An 18,305-nucleotide genomic window follows, 5' to 3' on the forward strand; every position below is an offset into this window, starting at 1 on the left:
CTCACAGCGTTTCGTAATTTTTGATTTTGCGCTCACGCAGATCGCGATAGACCGATTGGGCAACCTGACGTCCATCGAGCAAGGTGGTGACCGACACGTCGATGGGCCGTTCCGCGAGCGCGTCGAATTTGCTCAGGATGGCCTCCAATACCGGCAGGATGTTTTCGCCGGTGGACGACTGGGCAAAACCGTTATTTTCTGCTCCAAGCACACCTCTGGTCTCGCCGAGAAGACGCGATTGTTCAGGAGGCGCTGTCTCTGATCTCGTTTCCATGATCGCCGGCTCGGTCCCGAAGAGAGGCGTTCCCGCCGAAGGGATTTCACCAGCTACAACCGGCGTAAGCGCCAGTGTCCCGGCCAGCACCGACGGCGCGGCTACCTGTCCCAACATATCGTTCATGAAACCGAAGGCTCCCGCGATTGCCTTTGCGGGAACCGTCGCGGCCTTGGCGATCCCTCCGGCCAGAGCCTCCAGGAGTGCTGATCCGCTACGGGTCAGATTAGCCAGAGGGCCTTCCTTGGCGTCGGAAAACGGCAACAGATCGCGAACAAAAGACAGGGCCGACTTGGCCGCCCGGTACGGTGCGGTGACCGCCGATTTGATCCCTTCTCCCACTGTTGTGAGAATAGCTTTCCCGCTTTCAAACGCGGTGCCTGCCAGGTTGGATACAGTGGATGTCACGGAATCCCACGCTCCCGAGGCGGCGTTCTTTACCTTTTCCCAGGCGGAGGAGGCGACTGAAGCCAGTCCCTCGAACGGCGCTTTGATCCACTCCCAGGCGCTTTGCGACATTGATCTGAGACCTTCCCAGGCCATGGATGCGGCGTTGGTGATGTGACTCCACGCACTTGAAGCCGCGTCGGCGATCCAGGTAAAGGGTGCGCTCACGAAGGACCACGCAGACTGAGCAAAATTGCCGATCCCGTTCCTGAGCACCTGGTTTACAGCGTCACCGTTTCGGATGAGCCTTTGATTGGTAAGCAGTTCTTCCTCGGCTCCGGTCATTTCCCTAAGCTCGACTTCAGTCCCGCTTGGCAGTTCAAATATGTGCATGGCTTATCTCCTTGAATCAGGTCCAGTACTGGTAACTGATGGTGAGTTTTTCGATGGTGTTGTCCGTGTTCGCGCCCTCGAGTTCGTCGTATTCCAGGACCTTGACCCATGCGCCGTGCAGGGTCCAACGCCGGGTTTCGTTTCCGGCGCGGTCGTAACGGACGATGTCGATGTCGCGCATATAGTCGTTGGGCAATCCGCCCACCACGGCGTTGACATCCACCTGTTTCTTGGTCCATTCCCGCGCGGCCTCATCGGAACCATCCTGCAGGATGCCTTTTTCAAGGGTGATGTCCTCGAACTTCACCCGCCCGGCGACCTTCTGATCGAACATCGAACCGGCCGGTGCAAAGGCCACTTCCTCGAATTCGGTCTTGGGCTCCTGGCCTTTCTTGAAGAGCGCCACATCGAAACCGTTGACCTCGATGGCGAACTGCCAGTTCTGATACAGGCTCTTGGGCATATTTCCGCTACGCATGGGCTACCTCCTTACGCTGTCTTGAAGATTTCTTTGAAATCGGCCCCGGTGGCGGTGAGCACGAAGTTGAGTTCGATGAATTCAGCCGTCTTCGTGGGTTTGACGAAGATGCGGGCCACCAGCTCGTTGCGGTCGATGACCGCCGGGGTGTTGGTTTCCTCGTCGCACTGGACCGCAAAGTCGTAGAACCCGCCATTGTCCTTGATGTCCTGTAGAAAGGGATTGATCAGCCTGATCAGGGCCCGCCAGGTCTGCGGATTATTGGGTTCGAAGACCACGAAACGAGAGGATTCGGCGATGGCCTCCTCGATATACATCATCAGCCGCCGGACGTTTACGCGATCCAGGGCGGATGGTTGACTCTGCAAGGTTTTCTGTCCCCAGATGTTGATTCCGGTGTCGGGGAAAGAAGCAATCACGTTGACACCCTCGGGGTAGATCACGTCCCTTTCACCCCGGCTGGCCTTGTAGCCAAGCGACAGGGCGTTGAAGATTCGTCCACGATCGATGCCGGCGGGGGCGTACCAGACATAGGTTTTCTGGTCGCTTCGCGCGTAACATCCGCCCACGGCCCCGGAGGGTGGAATCAGCTTTTTCTTGCCGGTAACCGGGTCGCTGATCTCAAGCCATGGGTAGTAGAGGGCCGCGTAGGACGAGTTGAATGCCGCGTGCGAATACATGCCCTGGCCTTTGCGGAAATTGACTGTTTCCAGTGGTTCAAGATGGATGGGCGCTTCAGCGACGAGCATCAGGTCTTTGCGGTTTTCGGCATAGGTGATTCCGGCATGAATCACGTTGGCAGTGGTTACGCCGGGAGCCATAAGCATGTTCAGGGCGTCGATCTCGTCAAAGGCGTAGAATCCGGTGTGCTGAGAGGGGTCTCCGATGTAATCGATGTCATTCAAATCGACCAGCCCGTCGCCGCCGCCGGACAAACTGAATCCGCCGGTCGCAGGTCGATCATCCGGTGTGCCGGACAGGGGTCCGAGATCCTCGACGCTGATGAACTCGGAGCGTTCGTTGATGGCCAGTTCCACATGATTAGACGCTGATTCATCCATGGACAGGTCTTTGAAAACTTCGACGACCTCGTCCTTATATCGAATGACGAGATTAAATCCCGTGGCAGGGTCGAGTGTGCCGTCCTCAATTTGAACGCTGAGACGATCACCCCAGACGCCTTCGTTAACCGCGAGCGCGCGGAGGGTATCCTGGGCGTCCTGTCCGCCTGCAAGGTTCGCGGACGCAGCCGGTTGCACGATGCCCGTATCCTCAGTGGTTGCTTGAACCAGGGCGTCCGCCTCCGATTTTGCGGCAATTGCCGCAACGACCTGGTCCGCGGTGGCGGCCGGATCGCCGGCGCTGTCCGTAGCCAGATTGACGGTGATTGCCTGACCTGTAACGTCCACGGAAAGTGGTGTGTCGGTTCCCGAAGCGACGAGTTCTATAGAGATACCGTTTCCATCGGCACCAGCCTGCCGCGCAAGCCAGGTGATGCGATCCGTCCCGGCGGTCCCGGTTTCCAGCATCGCGGTCACAGCTCGCCGGTCCTTCAGCGTCACCGAGGATTTCACGGCGGTGAGGCTGCTCTTGTCGGTGGGGTCTGTCAGGTGGGCGATCCGGTTCACATAGAGAACCGACCCGCCGTTATCGAAGAAGGCCCTTGCGGCATAGGCCAGATAACCGGCCTGCAGGTAGGAGCCGAACTTATTGATGAACTGTTCCCAACTGGTGACCAGCACGGGTTTGTTGATCGGGCCTCGTTCGGCCACGCCCACCATGCCGCAGGATGATGTGGAAATCTGTTTGACGTAATAACTGAAATCGATCTCGCGCGTGTAAACGCCCGGGGAAAGATAGGTGGCCATGATTTACCTCCGTTTCGTGCGCCGGGACACCTGCGTTCCATCGCCCTTTGGTTTTGTCTTGGACTTTTTCGCGGGAGACTTGCCCGTTTTCGCTGAGGCTTCCGGCGGTTTTGCCGTCTTGGTCAATGAAATCAGACCCCGCTTTGCCGCGACTTCGATTTCAGGTGACAGCTGTTCATTGCCTATTGATTTGCGCTCACGCGGGCTCAGATGCAGTCCTTGCCCATCGCCCGCGAGGTGAAACGTGAGCGGTTGGAAAAGTAGATTTTTGATTTCAATCATTTTGGTTTCTCCTCGTTTATGGTGTGTAGAGACGGTCCTCTTCAACACCGTCACGGAATTCGAACTTGCGGTCCTTGATGAGCGGACCGACTTCAACGGCCCCGTCATACACGGGGCAATCCTCAATACGGCAACGACCGGAACTCTGGCGAAGATCTGAAAGGTTCACTCTGCGCAAACCGCCCAGGGCGGTAAGTTCAGTGAGGTTGAGCGATCCGCGGTCTTCCACGGCCAAAACCGGATGTCGCTGATAGAAACGGGCGACTTTCTCCTGGAGATCAAGCAGCTCGCCTTCATGAGCGGCGGTGACGACGACATCGAAGTCGAGGTGATAAAGACGGGGATAGCGGCATTCTTCATAGCTCAGGTTTGGGACATCTTTTTCCACCATGCGGGCCTGGGTTCGCCGTTCGCCGTTTTCGATCAGCGTTGGTCCCTGCAAAATCAGGCTCGGGACATTGGGTACCTCGAACACATCGTCCGCAGCCACGAGTACCGCATCCGGGTCGATCTCGGCCTTTACCAGGCGAATAAAGCTTTCAACAACTGTTCGAACGGTTTCCAACGATGCACCTCCGGTTATCCGGTTTCTTCTGGCTGTTACCTACCGGAACCTGTGCGGAAGTGTCGGGGTCGTCAGAGAACAGAGCGGATGGCGGCGCGATAGTTCTCGATAATCCGCTTGCGGTATTTCTGCATGGTGGGATGGAGAAACGGTCTGGGCGGGATGACGATGACCGCGCCGTTCGGGTGCTGAATCGTGGCTCCGTATTCCATTACCGCCCCGATATTGACCATGTCCTCACCGTCCTTGTTGACGGTGCCTCGCAGGAGTCCGACAAAGGCACGGTCGGCCATGATATTTTGGGTGATGGCGTTGACCAGGAAACCGGTATCGATCAGGGCTTTGCTGGAGCCCTTGCGCTTGATAGTGCTTTCGGTGAGTTTGGCGAATGGTTTTCCGCCGGGAGCCTGGCTGCGGATGCCGCGTTTAATCTCCCGGACAAGCAGGATGGCGTTCTTGATGGTAGCTTGACGAAGCGCCAGGGCCAGCCGGGCACCGGGGGCATCGGCTAATTTCGCCCGGGCCTTGTGCCAGTCTCCGAATCGCTTAACTCCCATGGAGACGAACCAATTTGAGAACCTTGTGTGTCACTACACCGAACAAGCGTTCATTCTCAATGGTCTGAACACGAAACTCATCCGTACCGCTTCGGATGTGGTCTTCCGGCCGGATATCCATGTCCGGTAAAACGCAGGCGACGGCGTCGATTCTATTGCTCAGGTCTTCCGGTGGTGTCTCCACAAACTCCAGAGGGAACGGCCCGACTTCTTCGTATGTCGCGTCATCCGAACCGTAAAGCCGTTCACCGGGTTGGCTTCGAAGCAGGACCGCCTCTTGTCCCGATGCCAGAATCAAGTCCCGTACATCTTCCGCCGCCGAGGTCTTCTCGTTGTCGGTCAGCAGATTCACAAGTCGCCTCCCTGCTCGTAAATGATCGGCTTCATATCTGAAGGCGAAATGATGTAGTCCTCGGGACTCGCCGCGGCTCCCGGCTTGATTTCGCTCAGGCGCTGCTTGTAAAGAGCCTTGAGGTCCTCCTCGAGTTTCGCCCAATGCTCGGGCTGCTTGGTCTTGTCGACCCGCTTGTCGCCGCTGGAAAACGAAAAAGTGTTCGCCGTGGTCGCGCGCATGACCTGGCAGGCGTGTATCTGCCCGAGCAGCAGAAGCAGCTCGCGCGTTTCGCCTTCGGGGTCCGGTACGACCTCGTCACCTGCAACGGATAGCGAGATCTCCAGATCACGAGCCAAGCGGTAGACGCCCTTATGGATGCACCGCTGAAGTACATCGTCCGCGAAAAGAGCGCTTTCCGGATCGGCCAGATCGATGCGAAGCGTGAGAACGAGGTCAGCTATCGCCACCTTCCACCTCCACCAAGCGCTTCTTCAGCGCATCGATAACCGTGCGTCGTTTTTCATTGGCGAGATGGGATTTGAGCCTGGTGGTGTCGTTTTCACCACCGACCTTGGAGATGGCCTCGGCCGCCGGGAGTTTTGACCAGTCAAGGCCCGTCTCGCCATCTGTTTCTTCCTTGGGTTTGACGTTCGTGTCCGCGGGCGGATCTTCGTCTTTTCCCGGCCTGGCGAGCAGACCGGCCGAGACCGCTCGCTCCATGTGAGGTGTCAACTCCTCGACTTCCAGCACATGTCCCGGTTCAAGCCGAAGCCCGGCGTCGGCGATGATCAGGATTCCCGGTCGGACGTTTTTGACTTTGAACATAATCTTAGCCCCTCCATCAGCCGAGAATCTTGATTTTTGCCATGATATCCGGACGCGTGATGCCTTGGCCCAACTCGGACCATACCAGCCAACCGGTCTTGAAACGGGTCTTCTGCTCAATGGCCTCGGTCTTGATGTTTTCGCGCACCGGCATCTTGCCGACTTCCTCATCAGGAATCAGGAGAACCTCGTCCAGGGACTGTGCCGCAGTGAGCAGGATACCGCCGGTGCCGTAGTTCTTGATGACACCCTTGGCGCGCAGCTCGGCTTTGGTCTGGGGGTCGAGATTCCAACTGCGAAGGTCGTTGAACCGCCGGCCTCGCATGACGATGTACTTCACCGACATCTCCATGTCCTCGATAATGGAGATCGCCTCGTTGAGTGCCTCCTCGGTCAAGGTCGTGCCGGTCACTTCCACCGTGTTGGCCGCCGGAACCGCGGACGAGATCACGGTAATGCTCCGTTTATCGATCTCTTTGCGGATTTCATCGGCCGCTGATGTCTGAATATCCATCAGGGTGCCGATGTTGCCGTTCTTGAGCACCGAAACATCGACCATTGGCGCGGAGTGGATGCGGTGGGTTGGGAACTCCACTTCATCCTTTCCCATCTCCTGTTCCTGGGCCTCGCCCTCGTTGCTGATCCAGTAGGCCTTGACCTTCGGTTTTTTCTGGTACAGCGGCCGCTCTCCCTTCGGAAGGGTATGGCGGGTAAGCAGGAGAGACGAAATCTCCTTGCGCTTGATCTCCTGTTCAATGGGTGCGGCGATGGCGGCTGCCAAAGCGCGCATCCCTTCCGGAGACTCCAGCGCCTCGGACATGAGGCGGGCCATGGTCTCCATATATTCCTGGCTGTGTACGTTCACTTGAGTCTTCTCCATTTTAGGTCTCCTCCTGTAATCAGATGATGAGCCGGAACTTCAGCGTTCCTCCGGAGACGGAGACGGCCCGCGCGATAACCTCTTCACCGGCTTGAACACCCGAGGTGAGGACGCCGGTGGCCGAAACCTTCAGATCGTCGCCCGGATTGACGGTGCCCTCGAAGGCATCGGTCTCGTACACGCCGCCCATGCAGTAAATGCCGGGCATCTCTCCGTTCTTGTAGTCTTTGATCAAAATGCCGAAGGACTTGATGGTCGGATCGGTGTTCACGGCGAACAGATCGTCACCGACGATCCTCACCACCTGACCCAGTTGGCCGTCCCCCTGCATGTAGCCGTCGCCGTAAGCGAGGCCGCGATGGTTTGGGTTGATGTAAGGCATGATCTTTCCTCCCTATTAATTGGTTTGAACCGGTTCGCCGGTCGTCAGGCCCACGCGTTGGTTATAAGCGGCCATGAAGCCGCTCTTGAGCTTGTCTTCGAGACTTTTCTTCCCGTCGTCCACGTCCCTGGGTCGAACACCCGCGTCGCTGCGCATCGGCTGATCGTCTCTCTCGTCATCCGCTTTCGCTTGCTTTTTACCGGCGTTGTTTTCGGGTTTGTTCCCGCCGTCTTTGGCCTTCTCGGCGTCAGCCTTGATCATCCGATCAAAGGCGTCCTCGGTTGCGCTGAAGGCATCGTCGGAAAGCCCGGCCAGCCGGGTTAACTCGTTCGTACGATCTTCGTCGCTATCGAAGGTGATGCCGTGCTTTTCCACTTTGCTCAGGAGTTTTTGGGCCCTTGCACGGTTGGCCGCGGCTTTTTGTTCCGCTTCCATCTCTTCCACCTGCTTCTGCAGGGTGAGCACCTGTTGCTTGAGCTCCTTGTTCTCCTTTTCCAGCTCCTTGATTCGAGCCTTATCGTCGGTGGTGCCACCACCGCCGTCTTCAGTCTTCTTGGCGGCTTCGACCGCCTCGTCTTTCGCTTTTTGTTTCTCGTCCATCGTCGGACCTCCTTCGTTAAGAGTTTCGGAAACCTCGCCCCGTTCAGAGGCAACCTGGGTAATGCGTGCGTTTTCATCAGCGCCCTTGCGGTCAAGAAGGCCGAGGCCGGTGAATGTCACACCGTGAAGAATCTCAAAGACGGGTTTTCCCTGAAATGCGCCGCCTTTGTGCTTGCGCAGGTGAATGCAGTAGTCGTTTTTCGATTGCACCCGCTTGCCGCAGATGGAGCACTCACCCTCTTCGTAATCGCATTCCATCGAGACCTGGGTGATGATTCCCTTCCGGATCAGTTTGTGCGCCAGTTGCGAATGTGGGCTGTCCGAGACAAAGAGTTCACCCGCACACTCGATTCGGCCGCCGTTTTCGTCTTCGATGAAGTCGGCCGACACGATGCCGCCGACGATGTCCGTGAATTCCTGGGAATGTTTGAGATCGATCTTCTTGTTGACGGCTGTGGTGTAACGGGCCGCCAGTTCATCAGAGGTGAAATGGTCACCGTTTTTGTTGGTCCCGGCGCGACAGAGAACAAAGGTAAACTGCGGATCACCGGTTTCCTTCACGACATCCAGCGCTTCCGCGCTGAGGACCGTCGGCACTGACGCATTTATCTCCACCGGAAAGGAGGTATGGCAGGCCGCGGTGGAGAATGAGCCAGATGAACGAGGTGTGCTGCGTGGTTTGGATGAGACAAACAGCAGCTCCCGTGCATGCTTTCCTTCCTGGCCGATATCCTTGGCAATGTTGTAATCCACCTCCATACCGCGCACGCGAACCAGACCATAGTGCTCGGATAGAATCTCTCGGATTTCCGCTTCACGAGGAAAGGCCCTGTCGCGGTATGACAGGAGGACTGTTCCATACTTGCCACGGGCGTCTGCGGCCAGCGTCTCCATCATGGAGCGGATGGATTCCTTGGTGTACCTGGTGCGAGACGGGAAATTCTTGCGTGGGTTGGAATGAATCTTCTTGTCCGCCCAGCGGGTCATCAAACCTTCGATGAAATGAAGGGAATCCTCGTAATCGTTGCTGCCGAATTCGGTCACGTAAGGCGGATCGAGATACAGGACATCCGAACCATAGCGCCGGACCGCTTCGGTCGCGTCCAGGTTGAACGCCTTACACTCTTTGCCGTTGTCAAACACCAGATTGTTGAGCTGGCGGACGGTACGTTTGAATGACTCGATAAATTTCGACAGCGGGGGATTGGAAAGCTGGGACTGTTCCAGGCTCGCCTCGGATTCCAGGTCGGCTTTGCGATGCATCTTCGAGCGGGAAAACTGCCCGAAGGCGCTCTTGGATTTCACGGTACTCCCGAGTGCGGCGAGAGCCAGGTCTTTCTTATATCCGTGAAGCTTTTGGATATTGGCCCACACCTGGTCGAGCCAACGGAGCACCGGCTTGGTATAGTAATAGCCGTAGAATTGATCGATTATGAAGGTTCCGGCGTCCGGGTTTGGGGCCAGTAGCCTCTCCACATCTCCGTCGGTCAGCTTCTCGCCGGAATTTTCAACCACCGCCCTGGCTATGTGATAAGGGAACCGCAACAGATCGTTGGCGACAACCTTCATTCCCTTGCGTTTGAAGTGGTAAGCCACGTTCGCTCCGCCGGAAAATGCATCGAGAAAACTCTCAGCGCCCTTGGGGAGCTGGTTTTCAATCCAGCCGAGCATCAGGTATTTGCTGCCCATAAAGCCGGTGACGCGAACGGTGTCGGCCTTACCCGCCTGGCAAGACAGCAGGTCAAGGGAATCACCGAGTGGCGCGTCGGCCAAAGCGCAAAGGTTTTCTTCCATACGCAGAACGGCCTCGGTCGCGGCGGATGCTTCGTGTTCCTTGATCCACTCCTTGGCTTTTTCAATCGTCCAACCGTCCGGGTTGCGCTCGGTTTTACGAACGAACCGGTAGGCCTGGAGAACCATCGAGCGGGGATTGTCGTCTTCAGGGACGAATTCCTTTTTGAGTCTGCCGATGATGATGGAGACTCCGTCGACGCCCTCGATCGACTTGCGTCGGAAACTGTCGGGATCGAATTGCTTCGGGTCCTTGGCGCGGTAGCGAATCTCGCTTTCGGTCTCTTCCCAGACTGCCTGTGATTTGATGTTTTCAGCGGCGGTATCCGCTTTTGCGGACCGACCTTTCCTGTGTTTGCAGATGAAAAGCCGCTCTTTGGCGTGGGAAGCGTCACCGTGGCGCGAGGTGATGGAATAGTGGTGATCGCGGGAACGCATAGCCGGCTCGAAACCGTGAGTTGTTATGATTCCCCGCATCTCCCGCTCGTTGGGATACGCGTGGTCCCGGTACGAAATCAGCCAGTTTGGGATGTGTTGGGCGTTGCCGAGGAAAGTCTCGAAGAACTCCTTGGCGTTGGTTCGGGAAACGGTTTGATGGTCCGTCTTGTAGTGCTTGGTCTTTGAACCCTCGACCAGGGTCAACCCGTCCCAATACGTCATCAGCCCTTCCACGAAGTGGTAGGACTTCTCGTAATTGGTGGTCGAGAACTCGGTGGCGTAGGGTGGATCGAAGTAGGCCAGGTCAACACGCACCTCGGACAACAGCCCATTCACATCCTTCCGGTAGGCTTTGCATTCTTTGCCGTTGTCGAAAACCAGGGCGTTGATGCGGACCACATTCTTGCGGAACCGCTCCTTGAACTCTTCCGGGGTGTCTTCGCGTTTTCCATAACGGGTGGACGACGAGAAGTGGCCGAATCCGCCTTTGCCGGACATGCAGGTCTTGCCGAGGGCGAACAGGGCCAAATCCTTCTTGAAGCCCGAGAGCTTGTCGACGTTGGCCCGGATGGTGTCGATCAGACCATGGACGCCCTTGGCGAAAAAGATCCCTTTGAAATTGTCGCGGATAAAGGAACCCGCCTTGGCGTTGTCTGCCAGGAGGGCCTCCAGATCCTCGTCGGTGAGACGGACATTGCGGTTTTCAACGATGGCCCGAGCCGCGTGATAACAGTAATGAAGCCGGTCATTGGCCAGGACCCGCAGACCCTTGGTCTTATACATATAGGCCACGACAGCGGAACCTGAAAACGCGTCCAGGACGGAGCTCACACCTTCCGGCGTGTGTTTCCAGATCCAGTCAACCAGCTTCTGCTTCGAGCCGATGTAATTGGTGATGTATTTTGGCCGTTCGGCCGGTGACGCCTCATCTGTGACAGCCTCCTTGGCCTGGGCTTCAAGGGTTTCGAAGTCCAGATCAAGAGCGGCATCAGTCTCCAGCAGAAACGCCAGCCGGTCACGGTCGGTGGCAAAAAGCTCCATTCGTATCTCCGGTCATATCGCGACAATCTTCAGCTCTCCGCCCCGCGGAGCGGGTGCAGGAAAGCCCTGTCGCTGGATACCTACCGGAGGCTGTCTGAAAGTGTCGGGATGGTGATCAGGGGATTCGGTCTGAAACGATTCGGTCGAGGATGGCAGTGGCGCATATTGACAGGGAAAGATACTTTTCCGTCTCTTTCACCGGTCCGCGCATACCGCGATAAGGGGAAAGCGTGGATTGGAGGTAGGCCAGGAAATCCTCGGGCAGTGTTCTGACGTCGTTTTCCACCAGACGATTGATGATCCAGTCGGCTTCCTCGCGGGCCTCGGTGTTCCCGGGCAGGAACTCGACCACAAGATCAATGCCGGTTCCGAATCCCTGGACCCAGACGCCGATCGGCTTATAGAGGGGCTTGCGGATACGGTCGTGCAGGACGTACTCGATCATGTAACGCAGCTTCATTCCCATTCCTCCGCGATTCGTACGTGCTCGGTCAGGATTTCGGCGTCAATCCGCTCGAACCGATCCCGGTTTCCCATCTTGTATCGACGCCATTGTTTCCAATCAGAGGCCAGAGCCGGTTCTTGGTCCGGGAAGATCAACTCGATGTGATATATACGCATGCGGTCATCCACGAGATCGAGCAGATAGGTGTCCTTCTGGGACCAGCCGACTATCTTAACGGTGTGCGCGTGCTGAAAGCCTTCGTCGTAGCCGACCGCCTTGAAGAGGAGCCAGAAGTCTATCCGCTTGATTTCACCCTTGGCGTCAAAGTGCGGTGCCACACGGATTACCGTGTAATCGTCGATGAGCCCCAGACGAACCGTCTCCCGACCGGGCTCTATCAAACTCAGCCAGGAACCACCTTTGTCGAACGGTTCGAAGAGTGCCTGTAGGCGGCCCTTTTCTTTATCGATGAATTCTTTCATGTTTACCTCACCAGAATAATGTCCTCGACCTTTCGTCCGTCGGGCAGCTTTGAGATCTTGCGTTTCAAGAATGCCTCCATCAGACGCTTTTTCTCGCGATCACTTCCCACAACGACCACGTCGATGTTGTCGAGAAAGGTGACTGAATACTTGAAAATGGTTTCGTTGCTGCTCCGCCCGGCAAACTTTTTCCAATCAGCCGGCGTGCTCCCGCGATGGTTTGAAACGTATTCGTCGCGCACCCGCCCGAAGGCATCATGGTCGTAGCTGATGGCGTCCATTCGTCGTAACATACGCTTCTTGAAATACAACCCCACGTCCGGAGACCGACTTGTCGTGGGTAGTTTTTTGATGCGGGCGAAAAAGTAACTGGCACCACCGGTATCCATATCCGCCGTCGGCGACATGCCGCCGACAGGGATGCCTGCGCGGAGTTTTTCCACCGTGCTCACCATGGCCCCGTTGTTATCCAATACAGTCTCGATGAAAGAAGGCAGGTCCTCACCATTGGTCAGTCGGTGGTACAGGCCGTAGCCCTTCATCTGCTTTTCAAGATCATCGTCCGACAAATCGAAACGGTACTGATGACGATATCCGCCACGTTTCGCGGCATCCTTGAAGGCGAACTGGTGCTCACCCGGTGGATCATATCCTTGCATCCGGGTCAGATCCTTCACGCCGAGACGCCGCTCCCAGAAACCGCGCATTTCTCGAATACGTTCCTCCTTACTCGCCGCCCGACGGTCAAGCTCCTTGACCACGGCCTTGTATGCGGGATCACCATCCACCTTGGTCAGATAGGCTTGTTTGTGGAGATAAAGCAACTCCGCGTCCTGTGGCGTGGCGGTTCCAGCTTTAAGCCCGATGGATTCCATATTGTCAAAGGCTCGTTCAAGGCCTTTTGTGTCGGGCCGATCCGGCAGGATCAGTTCGAACTCGCCTCGTTGTGCGTAAAGATTTTTCTCTGACCATGGACGGTAGACGGCGCGCACTCCGTCGCCGAAGTCGACTTCGTATTGCTCGCCGGCCTTGATCGAACGTCCACCAAACAGGGTCGAGTTGTCCACGGTTTCATCCAGCACGTGGAGCTCACCTTTTCTTAATTCCCTTCTGGGTTGGAGTACCTTCGTGCGCCGCACGGTAAACGGGACATTCTTTTGCTTCCTCTTGCGGGTCGCACGTTTTTTCAGATAGGTCTCGAAGCGCCCGTCGATTGTGCTTTTCTCGCCAACGGCCTGCTGAACCTTTTCGACCCAGGCGATATAGGTCTGCGCCATCTCCCGCACGTCCGGATCGTCCGCCTTGCTCAATCGCCTGAGGGCTTTCAGGTGTTCTGTGGTCTTTTTGATGGTCGTCTGGTTGTACTTGTGGTCCTGGGCGTGATGGTTGATGGTCTTCACCGCGGCCAGGATATCGTTTGCGAAGAGATCATCAGGGAGCGGTTCGCCTACACGGGCGGCGGCTGTATCGACACCGGCCTTGCGAATGGCCGCAAGTAGATTCTCCTCTGCCTCGGGACGGACCTTCATCTTGACCACGGTCCGCTGCCGACCCTTAAAAGTTTCGACGAAAATCAAAGCGTTCTGGTCCTCGATATCGCCCTCGTCGAATGGAAGCACCTTTCCTTGCCAACCCAGAGAGCGCACATCTTCCAACAGCGCCTCTTCAGCCACTCCCAGCTTTCTTTTGGGCACCGCTTCGAGAACGTCATCAAAGCGGAAATCCTTCCGACCAAGAATATGTCCGTAGAACGATTCGAAATCACGACGCAGGTTTTGCTTGCGAGCAAGTGCCGTTTCATAAAACGCCTGTTTGCGACTCGCGTCACCACCGAATCGGCCTTCCGCATAAGGACGCAAGATGGCCAGATAATCATCGTCGGGAATCTTCTCGACCTCACGGATGTAACGTAGCGTCACCGAGGGGTCGATCTCGGTTTTCCCTTCTTTGACCGCACGGAAGAGGGTGTTGTAGAACGGCTCCTGCTCACCATAGCGGGCGTTGGGATGGTAATCGATAGAGAGACGATCCTCTCCCAGGTGTTTGAAGAGCTGTCCCTTGTCGATGCCATAGATTTTGCCGTCGCTGCCGCGTAAAAACTGCTTGGCATGACCGTCGTGATTGGCTATCAGCCAGTCGAGGACGTGCTCCCGCTGGATTTGCTCGATTTCGAGCGTGGTGAGACCAGTCGGGTCTATTCCGGCGAAGTCAAGCTGAGCTTTGAGATCGGTCCGCCATTTCTGGATGGAACCTAAACGTCCGTTCAGGCGGATGGTGCGGACCTCGACGGCGTCCGGATCGATGAGCCGTCCTATTTTGTACGCCGCTTCCTCCCCATGGGCGATGAAGTCGTCGCTGGCATGCTCCACAGGCTTGAAGAGCCATCGCTCGCCCTTTTCGTCGGTCCAGAATTCCTTGCTGTGCGCGCCGCCGACCTGCGCCTTGCCTGCATGCTTGAAGCTTTCCGGCTTGCCTTTGTCGACCCATACAGCGTCGGCATCTTCAAACTCAACACCCTTTTTGGTGAAAACGGTTGGCGTCGCTTCCGGTGCCGGAGGCTGCTTAGATGGCTTGGCCTTGACGATCTTTTTCTTGCCGCCGTGTTTCGCTGACCAGGCTGCGTGTTTTGTCTCAATTCCGGCCTTGGCTGCCTGCACCTTTGCCGGATCGGTCTCGGTAAAAATGGTAACCAGCTCGTCCTTGTTGGCCCACTGCCAGTGCTTGACCTTGGTCTCCTTGGCCAGTGTCTTGAGGTCGCCCACCTTCATGGATGCGACCTGATCCTGGAAGAGCTTCTTTTTGAACGCGAGCTCCTTGGCGCGAGATGCCAGCAGCTCCTGGGGCAATTCCGCGCCCCCGGTAATAGCCTTTTCAGCTTCCTTCACCGCGGATAGGAAATCGGCGTACCCCGAAGGTGTGTCGGGCACCACCACCTTGGCGGCCGCCTGATCAAGAGATTCTTTCGCTTTTTTGAGCGCCTCTTTCTTGGCGGCTTCGACCGCTTCCTGCTTGGCCTTTTCGGCCATTTCCTCGCCGGCGGTTTTTTGTAGAGCCTCGATGAGTTGTTGCTTATTCTTGAGTGGGCCGATGTGGTGCTTCTTCTTGGCCGCGATGAGGGCCTGGCCCTTCAATCCGGAGTGGTCGATGCCGGGCTCCAATTCATCAAGCAGTTCGATCACGTCCTGTTTGGTCATGTTCAAAGAGACGCCCTTGGTCTTGGCCATCTCCTTTAGCTCGGCGACGGTCAGGTCCTGCATGCCACCCGACGCCGGGACTTTTTTCAATTGTTCCGCCAACTGCTGGGCTTGTTTTAGCGCCGCCTGTTTTTCGGCCAGGAGCTTGACCAGGTCATCCTTGGTGCGTAGCAGGCCGATCTTGTGTTCCTTCAGCTTCGCCTTCAGTGCGGCTCCGGTGAGATCCGAATGGTCGAAGCCCGGCTCGACTTGATCGAGCAGTTTGATGAAGTCGGCCTTGGTGCGGGCGATGGAGACACCGTTCTGCTTCGACAGGGTCTGAAGCTGTTTCACGGTGAGGGTGTTCAGGTCCGCGACCTCCCCGCTCTCGAAAGCGGCCTTTAGCTTGGTGTCCTCCTTAAATTTCGCCTTTGCTTGTTTTTCGATGGCCTGGGGAGGGAGGATGCAGGCATCAGGTTCAGCCGCAGCCTTCGCCCCAAGCTCACCACCGCAAATCACCAGGGGCCAAGCCACCACGCTGGTGCAGCGACAGTTGGGATGGGCGGGCTGACGGGGAAACCGGCCTGTATCAAAAACCTTTCCGTCCAGCGGGCCACAGATCGGGCAGACCCGTTCATCCTCCATGGTCATCCACTCGAGCTTGCGGACGCCGACCTGGTTGTGGAACTTGATCCGGCCCTGGTTATGAGCCCGCAGCACCTCGGTGCGTGCGATTACCTCCATGCGGTACTGGGCCTTGCTGAACACTTTGGAACCCGCGTGGCGGAAGGATTCCGGGTCCTTTACAACACGCCCGAGATCGCGGGCGATGTCTTCGACGCCTTTGCCGGTGGCGATGCCGTTCATCACGGTCCGCTTGATACCGTCAGCCAATTCTCGGTGGACGTCTCCGGCGAGCACCATGTTGTAGTTGGTCATGAAGTCGAGAGCGTCGGTATCGACGATGGTGAACACGCGGGTGGCGAGCTTGTCGATGCCTTCGGGAGTCAAGTCACGGTAAAACGGCAGTTGCGCCGCAGCGAATTCATCGATGCCGCGGTAGATGCCTTGACGGAAGGAGACTTTCGAAGTCTTTCGGAAGAGCAGTGTTTGGTCGCGGTGAAGTCGGGATGTGGCCTCACGGATATCGGCCTGGAGTTTCTTGAGTCCTTCGACAGCGGCCAGCTTGTTGTCGGGAAGCGAGCCGAGGCTTTTATACCGGAGGATGGCGCGGCGGACCTCGTCTTCGGCGTCGTTAAGCATGGCGGTCAACTCAGCGACCGTTTGCTCCGTGTACAGGTTTCTTGCCCGCACGCTTTGTTCCGTGGCCCGCCGGATGGCCTCGGCCTGAGAGACGGGTTTTTTCGCCGCGAGCGTATCAATCATTTCTCGCACTCCCGGCAAGCCGTGTTCTTCTCCGGCACCTCACCTTTCTGCTCGGATGGGATTTCCGAAGGAATGGTCTTGGCGTCGAAGAAGCGGCACACCGGAGTGTCGAAAGTGGTTTCGTTTCGCTGGACTCGGCAGTGGTTACGTTCGTCATCGAAATGCGCGCAGTCGTCACAGACGGCATTCCCTCTGTCGCCTCGGGCGAACGGTCCGGCCCAGGACGCCTCCGTGCGGCTTCCGGTGGGATTCTTTGCCGGATCGAGACCGAGCATCTCCTGTGCGGTTTCAACACTCATGATCCCGGCCATGACCATGTCGGCGATGGGCTTGACCTGTTTTTCATCCAGCAGGTCCACCGAGCGTTTCTCGGTTTCGCGGTTGGCCGATTCGATGTCGGGATCGAGGTCCATCTTGAGTTGGAGACTGGATCGACTGATGAGTTTGCGGTCGTAGAGCTCGATGAGCAGGCGCTTGAAATCCACCGCATCCGAGAGATCAAGGTCGTTGAACAGGAACTGGAGTGTTTTGTCCTGGTAACCTTTAAGCTCCGCCCAGTCGTCGAAGATCCAGGAAAGAATGTTCCGCGCGGCCTGTTTGATCTCCCGGATCATCACGAGCATCTTTTGGAGACTGACCGAGGCGGTGGCGAAATTCGGACCGTCACCGGTGACCAAAGAACGCGAGAGCCCCAGGGCCACGACAATATCCTCCTTCACCTCCTTGACCTTGTCTTCGACGTTGAGGACTTGGCCCTCGGTGCCGTGAGTTTCGATCGTGACATAGAAAGGCACGACCAATCCGCTTTTAAGGTCCATCTTGTTGACCATGTTGCGGACCTGTTCCAGCATCTTCTGGTCGGGCATGACCATCTTCTGGCCGAAAGCGCCGCCGACCTTGAGCAGGCGGAACGGCGTGGCCCAACGTTTTGCGATGGCCTGTTCAGCCCGTCGATAGTCGCGCAGCAATTCAATGGACTGGAAAGCGGGCAGCACCTGCGAGTTGCCCCGAGATGAAAAGGATGGTGCGTCCCATTTCAGATGGAGCACCTGGTCGACCGGCAGTTCCAGGCCTTCACCGATTCCGGGATTCTCGTCAGGATATTGGCGGGCTTCCACCATCTGTCCCTGGGCATACTTGACCTTCACGGAAACCGGATTGACGCATATGGCCTCTTCCAGGTCCTTGCCGTCCTTGGTGTAGCGCTTGAATCCGACGGCGTCGCCTTTGACAAGCAGTTGAAGAATCATGTCCTTGACGAACGCGGAGATGTTCAGGCGGTCGGCGAGGGAACCGGCATCACTTTTCACGTCCTCGTCGTCGCTGGTGATTTTAATTTCATCGCCGACAGCGAAGGTACGCCATGAGTTGACGCAATTTTTGACGAGCGGCTCTTCGATGTAATACTCCCAGGCTTTGCGCGCCCGTTCCTCCCAGGTTGCGGGTATGGCCTCAATTGCGCTTACCTTGCTGAAGACCGAAGGGTCCAGGGCCGCCGCCGTAGCCAGCGGTGCGATGACCAATCCATCGGTTGACGGATGGGTCGCGGGTCCGTTGCCATCAGCGGTAGTGGCGGTTTCATCTGAAGTTGTGCGCTCGTTTTGTCTCTCCACTAGTGTCCTCGCGTTTTCTTGGCCTGTGGGCGCGACATCTGCGCCGTAGGGCGAGATGAAGCTCGTCCTGGGGTTATCTACCGGAGGCGGGAAAGAAACGTCGGTTGGGCG

At 57.0% G+C, this 18,305-nt stretch carries 16 protein-coding genes; all 16 read right to left on the reverse strand.

Annotation, left to right across the window (positions count from 1 at the left end; all coding sequences use genetic code 11):
- Nucleotide 1: 1 nt before the first annotated feature.
- The 16 genes from GN111_RS25490 to GN111_RS25565 all read right to left on the reverse strand — a co-directional run bounded on the left by GN111_RS25490 (nucleotide 2) and on the right by GN111_RS25565 (nucleotide 18,194).
- Entirely contained in the window at nucleotides 2–1,054 is a 1,053-nt protein-coding gene (locus GN111_RS25490) for a phage tail protein (protein WP_155306458.1), read from the reverse strand.
- Between the two features lie 16 nt (nucleotides 1,055–1,070).
- Nucleotides 1,071–1,532 (reverse strand): phage tail protein, encoded by a 462-nt coding sequence (locus tag GN111_RS25495; RefSeq protein ID WP_155306459.1) that lies wholly within the window; start codon nucleotides 1,530–1,532, stop codon nucleotides 1,071–1,073.
- Nucleotides 1,533–1,543: 11 nt separating this feature from the next.
- On the reverse strand, nucleotides 1,544–3,400 hold the full coding sequence (locus GN111_RS25500; RefSeq protein ID WP_155306460.1) for a phage tail sheath C-terminal domain-containing protein: 1,857 nt from the start codon (nucleotides 3,398–3,400) through the stop codon (nucleotides 1,544–1,546).
- 3 nt (nucleotides 3,401–3,403) lie between these two features.
- Nucleotides 3,404–3,682: a hypothetical protein gene (locus GN111_RS25505; RefSeq protein ID WP_155306461.1), complete on the reverse strand. Its 279-nt coding sequence runs from the start codon at nucleotides 3,680–3,682 to the stop codon at nucleotides 3,404–3,406.
- Nucleotides 3,683–3,698: 16 nt separating this feature from the next.
- Nucleotides 3,699–4,247, reverse strand: coding sequence for a hypothetical protein (locus GN111_RS25510; RefSeq protein WP_155306462.1), 549 nt, complete (start codon nucleotides 4,245–4,247; stop codon nucleotides 3,699–3,701).
- 71 nt (nucleotides 4,248–4,318) lie between these two features.
- A complete protein-coding gene (locus GN111_RS25515) occupies nucleotides 4,319–4,804 on the reverse strand; it encodes a phage virion morphogenesis protein (RefSeq protein ID WP_155306463.1) in 486 nt (161 codons plus the stop codon).
- Nucleotides 4,794–5,156: a hypothetical protein gene (locus GN111_RS25520; RefSeq protein ID WP_155306464.1), complete on the reverse strand. Its 363-nt coding sequence runs from the start codon at nucleotides 5,154–5,156 to the stop codon at nucleotides 4,794–4,796. The genes GN111_RS25515 and GN111_RS25520 overlap by 11 nt, the downstream gene beginning before the upstream one ends.
- Nucleotides 5,153–5,605, reverse strand: a complete 453-nt coding sequence (locus GN111_RS25525) for a hypothetical protein (protein WP_155306465.1) — start codon at nucleotides 5,603–5,605, stop codon at nucleotides 5,153–5,155. Before GN111_RS25525 ends, GN111_RS25520 begins: the two co-directional genes overlap by 4 nt.
- Entirely contained in the window at nucleotides 5,592–5,963 is a 372-nt protein-coding gene (locus GN111_RS25530) for a hypothetical protein (protein ID WP_155306466.1), read from the reverse strand. Before GN111_RS25530 ends, GN111_RS25525 begins: the two co-directional genes overlap by 14 nt.
- A gap of 16 nt (nucleotides 5,964–5,979) precedes the next feature.
- Nucleotides 5,980–6,843, reverse strand: coding sequence for an HK97-fold major capsid protein (locus tag GN111_RS25535; RefSeq protein ID WP_155306467.1), 864 nt, complete (start codon nucleotides 6,841–6,843; stop codon nucleotides 5,980–5,982).
- Nucleotides 6,844–6,862: 19 nt separating this feature from the next.
- Nucleotides 6,863–7,225: a hypothetical protein gene (locus GN111_RS25540; RefSeq protein ID WP_155306468.1), complete on the reverse strand. Its 363-nt coding sequence runs from the start codon at nucleotides 7,223–7,225 to the stop codon at nucleotides 6,863–6,865.
- Between the two features lie 15 nt (nucleotides 7,226–7,240).
- Nucleotides 7,241–11,095 (reverse strand): DNA adenine methylase, encoded by a 3,855-nt coding sequence (locus tag GN111_RS25545; protein WP_155306469.1) that lies wholly within the window; start codon nucleotides 11,093–11,095, stop codon nucleotides 7,241–7,243.
- Between the two features lie 115 nt (nucleotides 11,096–11,210).
- Nucleotides 11,211–11,555, reverse strand: a complete 345-nt coding sequence (locus tag GN111_RS25550) for a hypothetical protein (protein WP_155306470.1) — start codon at nucleotides 11,553–11,555, stop codon at nucleotides 11,211–11,213.
- Entirely contained in the window at nucleotides 11,552–12,022 is a 471-nt protein-coding gene (locus GN111_RS25555) for a hypothetical protein (protein ID WP_155306471.1), read from the reverse strand. Before GN111_RS25555 ends, GN111_RS25550 begins: the two co-directional genes overlap by 4 nt.
- 2 nt (nucleotides 12,023–12,024) lie before the next feature.
- Entirely contained in the window at nucleotides 12,025–16,581 is a 4,557-nt protein-coding gene (locus GN111_RS25560) for a phage minor head protein (protein ID WP_155306472.1), read from the reverse strand.
- Nucleotides 16,578–18,194 (reverse strand): hypothetical protein, encoded by a 1,617-nt coding sequence (locus GN111_RS25565; protein WP_231715557.1) that lies wholly within the window; start codon nucleotides 18,192–18,194, stop codon nucleotides 16,578–16,580. The genes GN111_RS25560 and GN111_RS25565 overlap by 4 nt, the downstream gene beginning before the upstream one ends.
- Between the last annotated feature and the right edge of the window lie 111 nt (nucleotides 18,195–18,305).

It is taken from the genome of Desulfosarcina widdelii, from assembly GCF_009688965.1.
In the GTDB taxonomy this organism is placed as follows: Bacteria; Desulfobacterota; Desulfobacteria; order Desulfobacterales; family Desulfosarcinaceae; genus Desulfosarcina; species Desulfosarcina widdelii.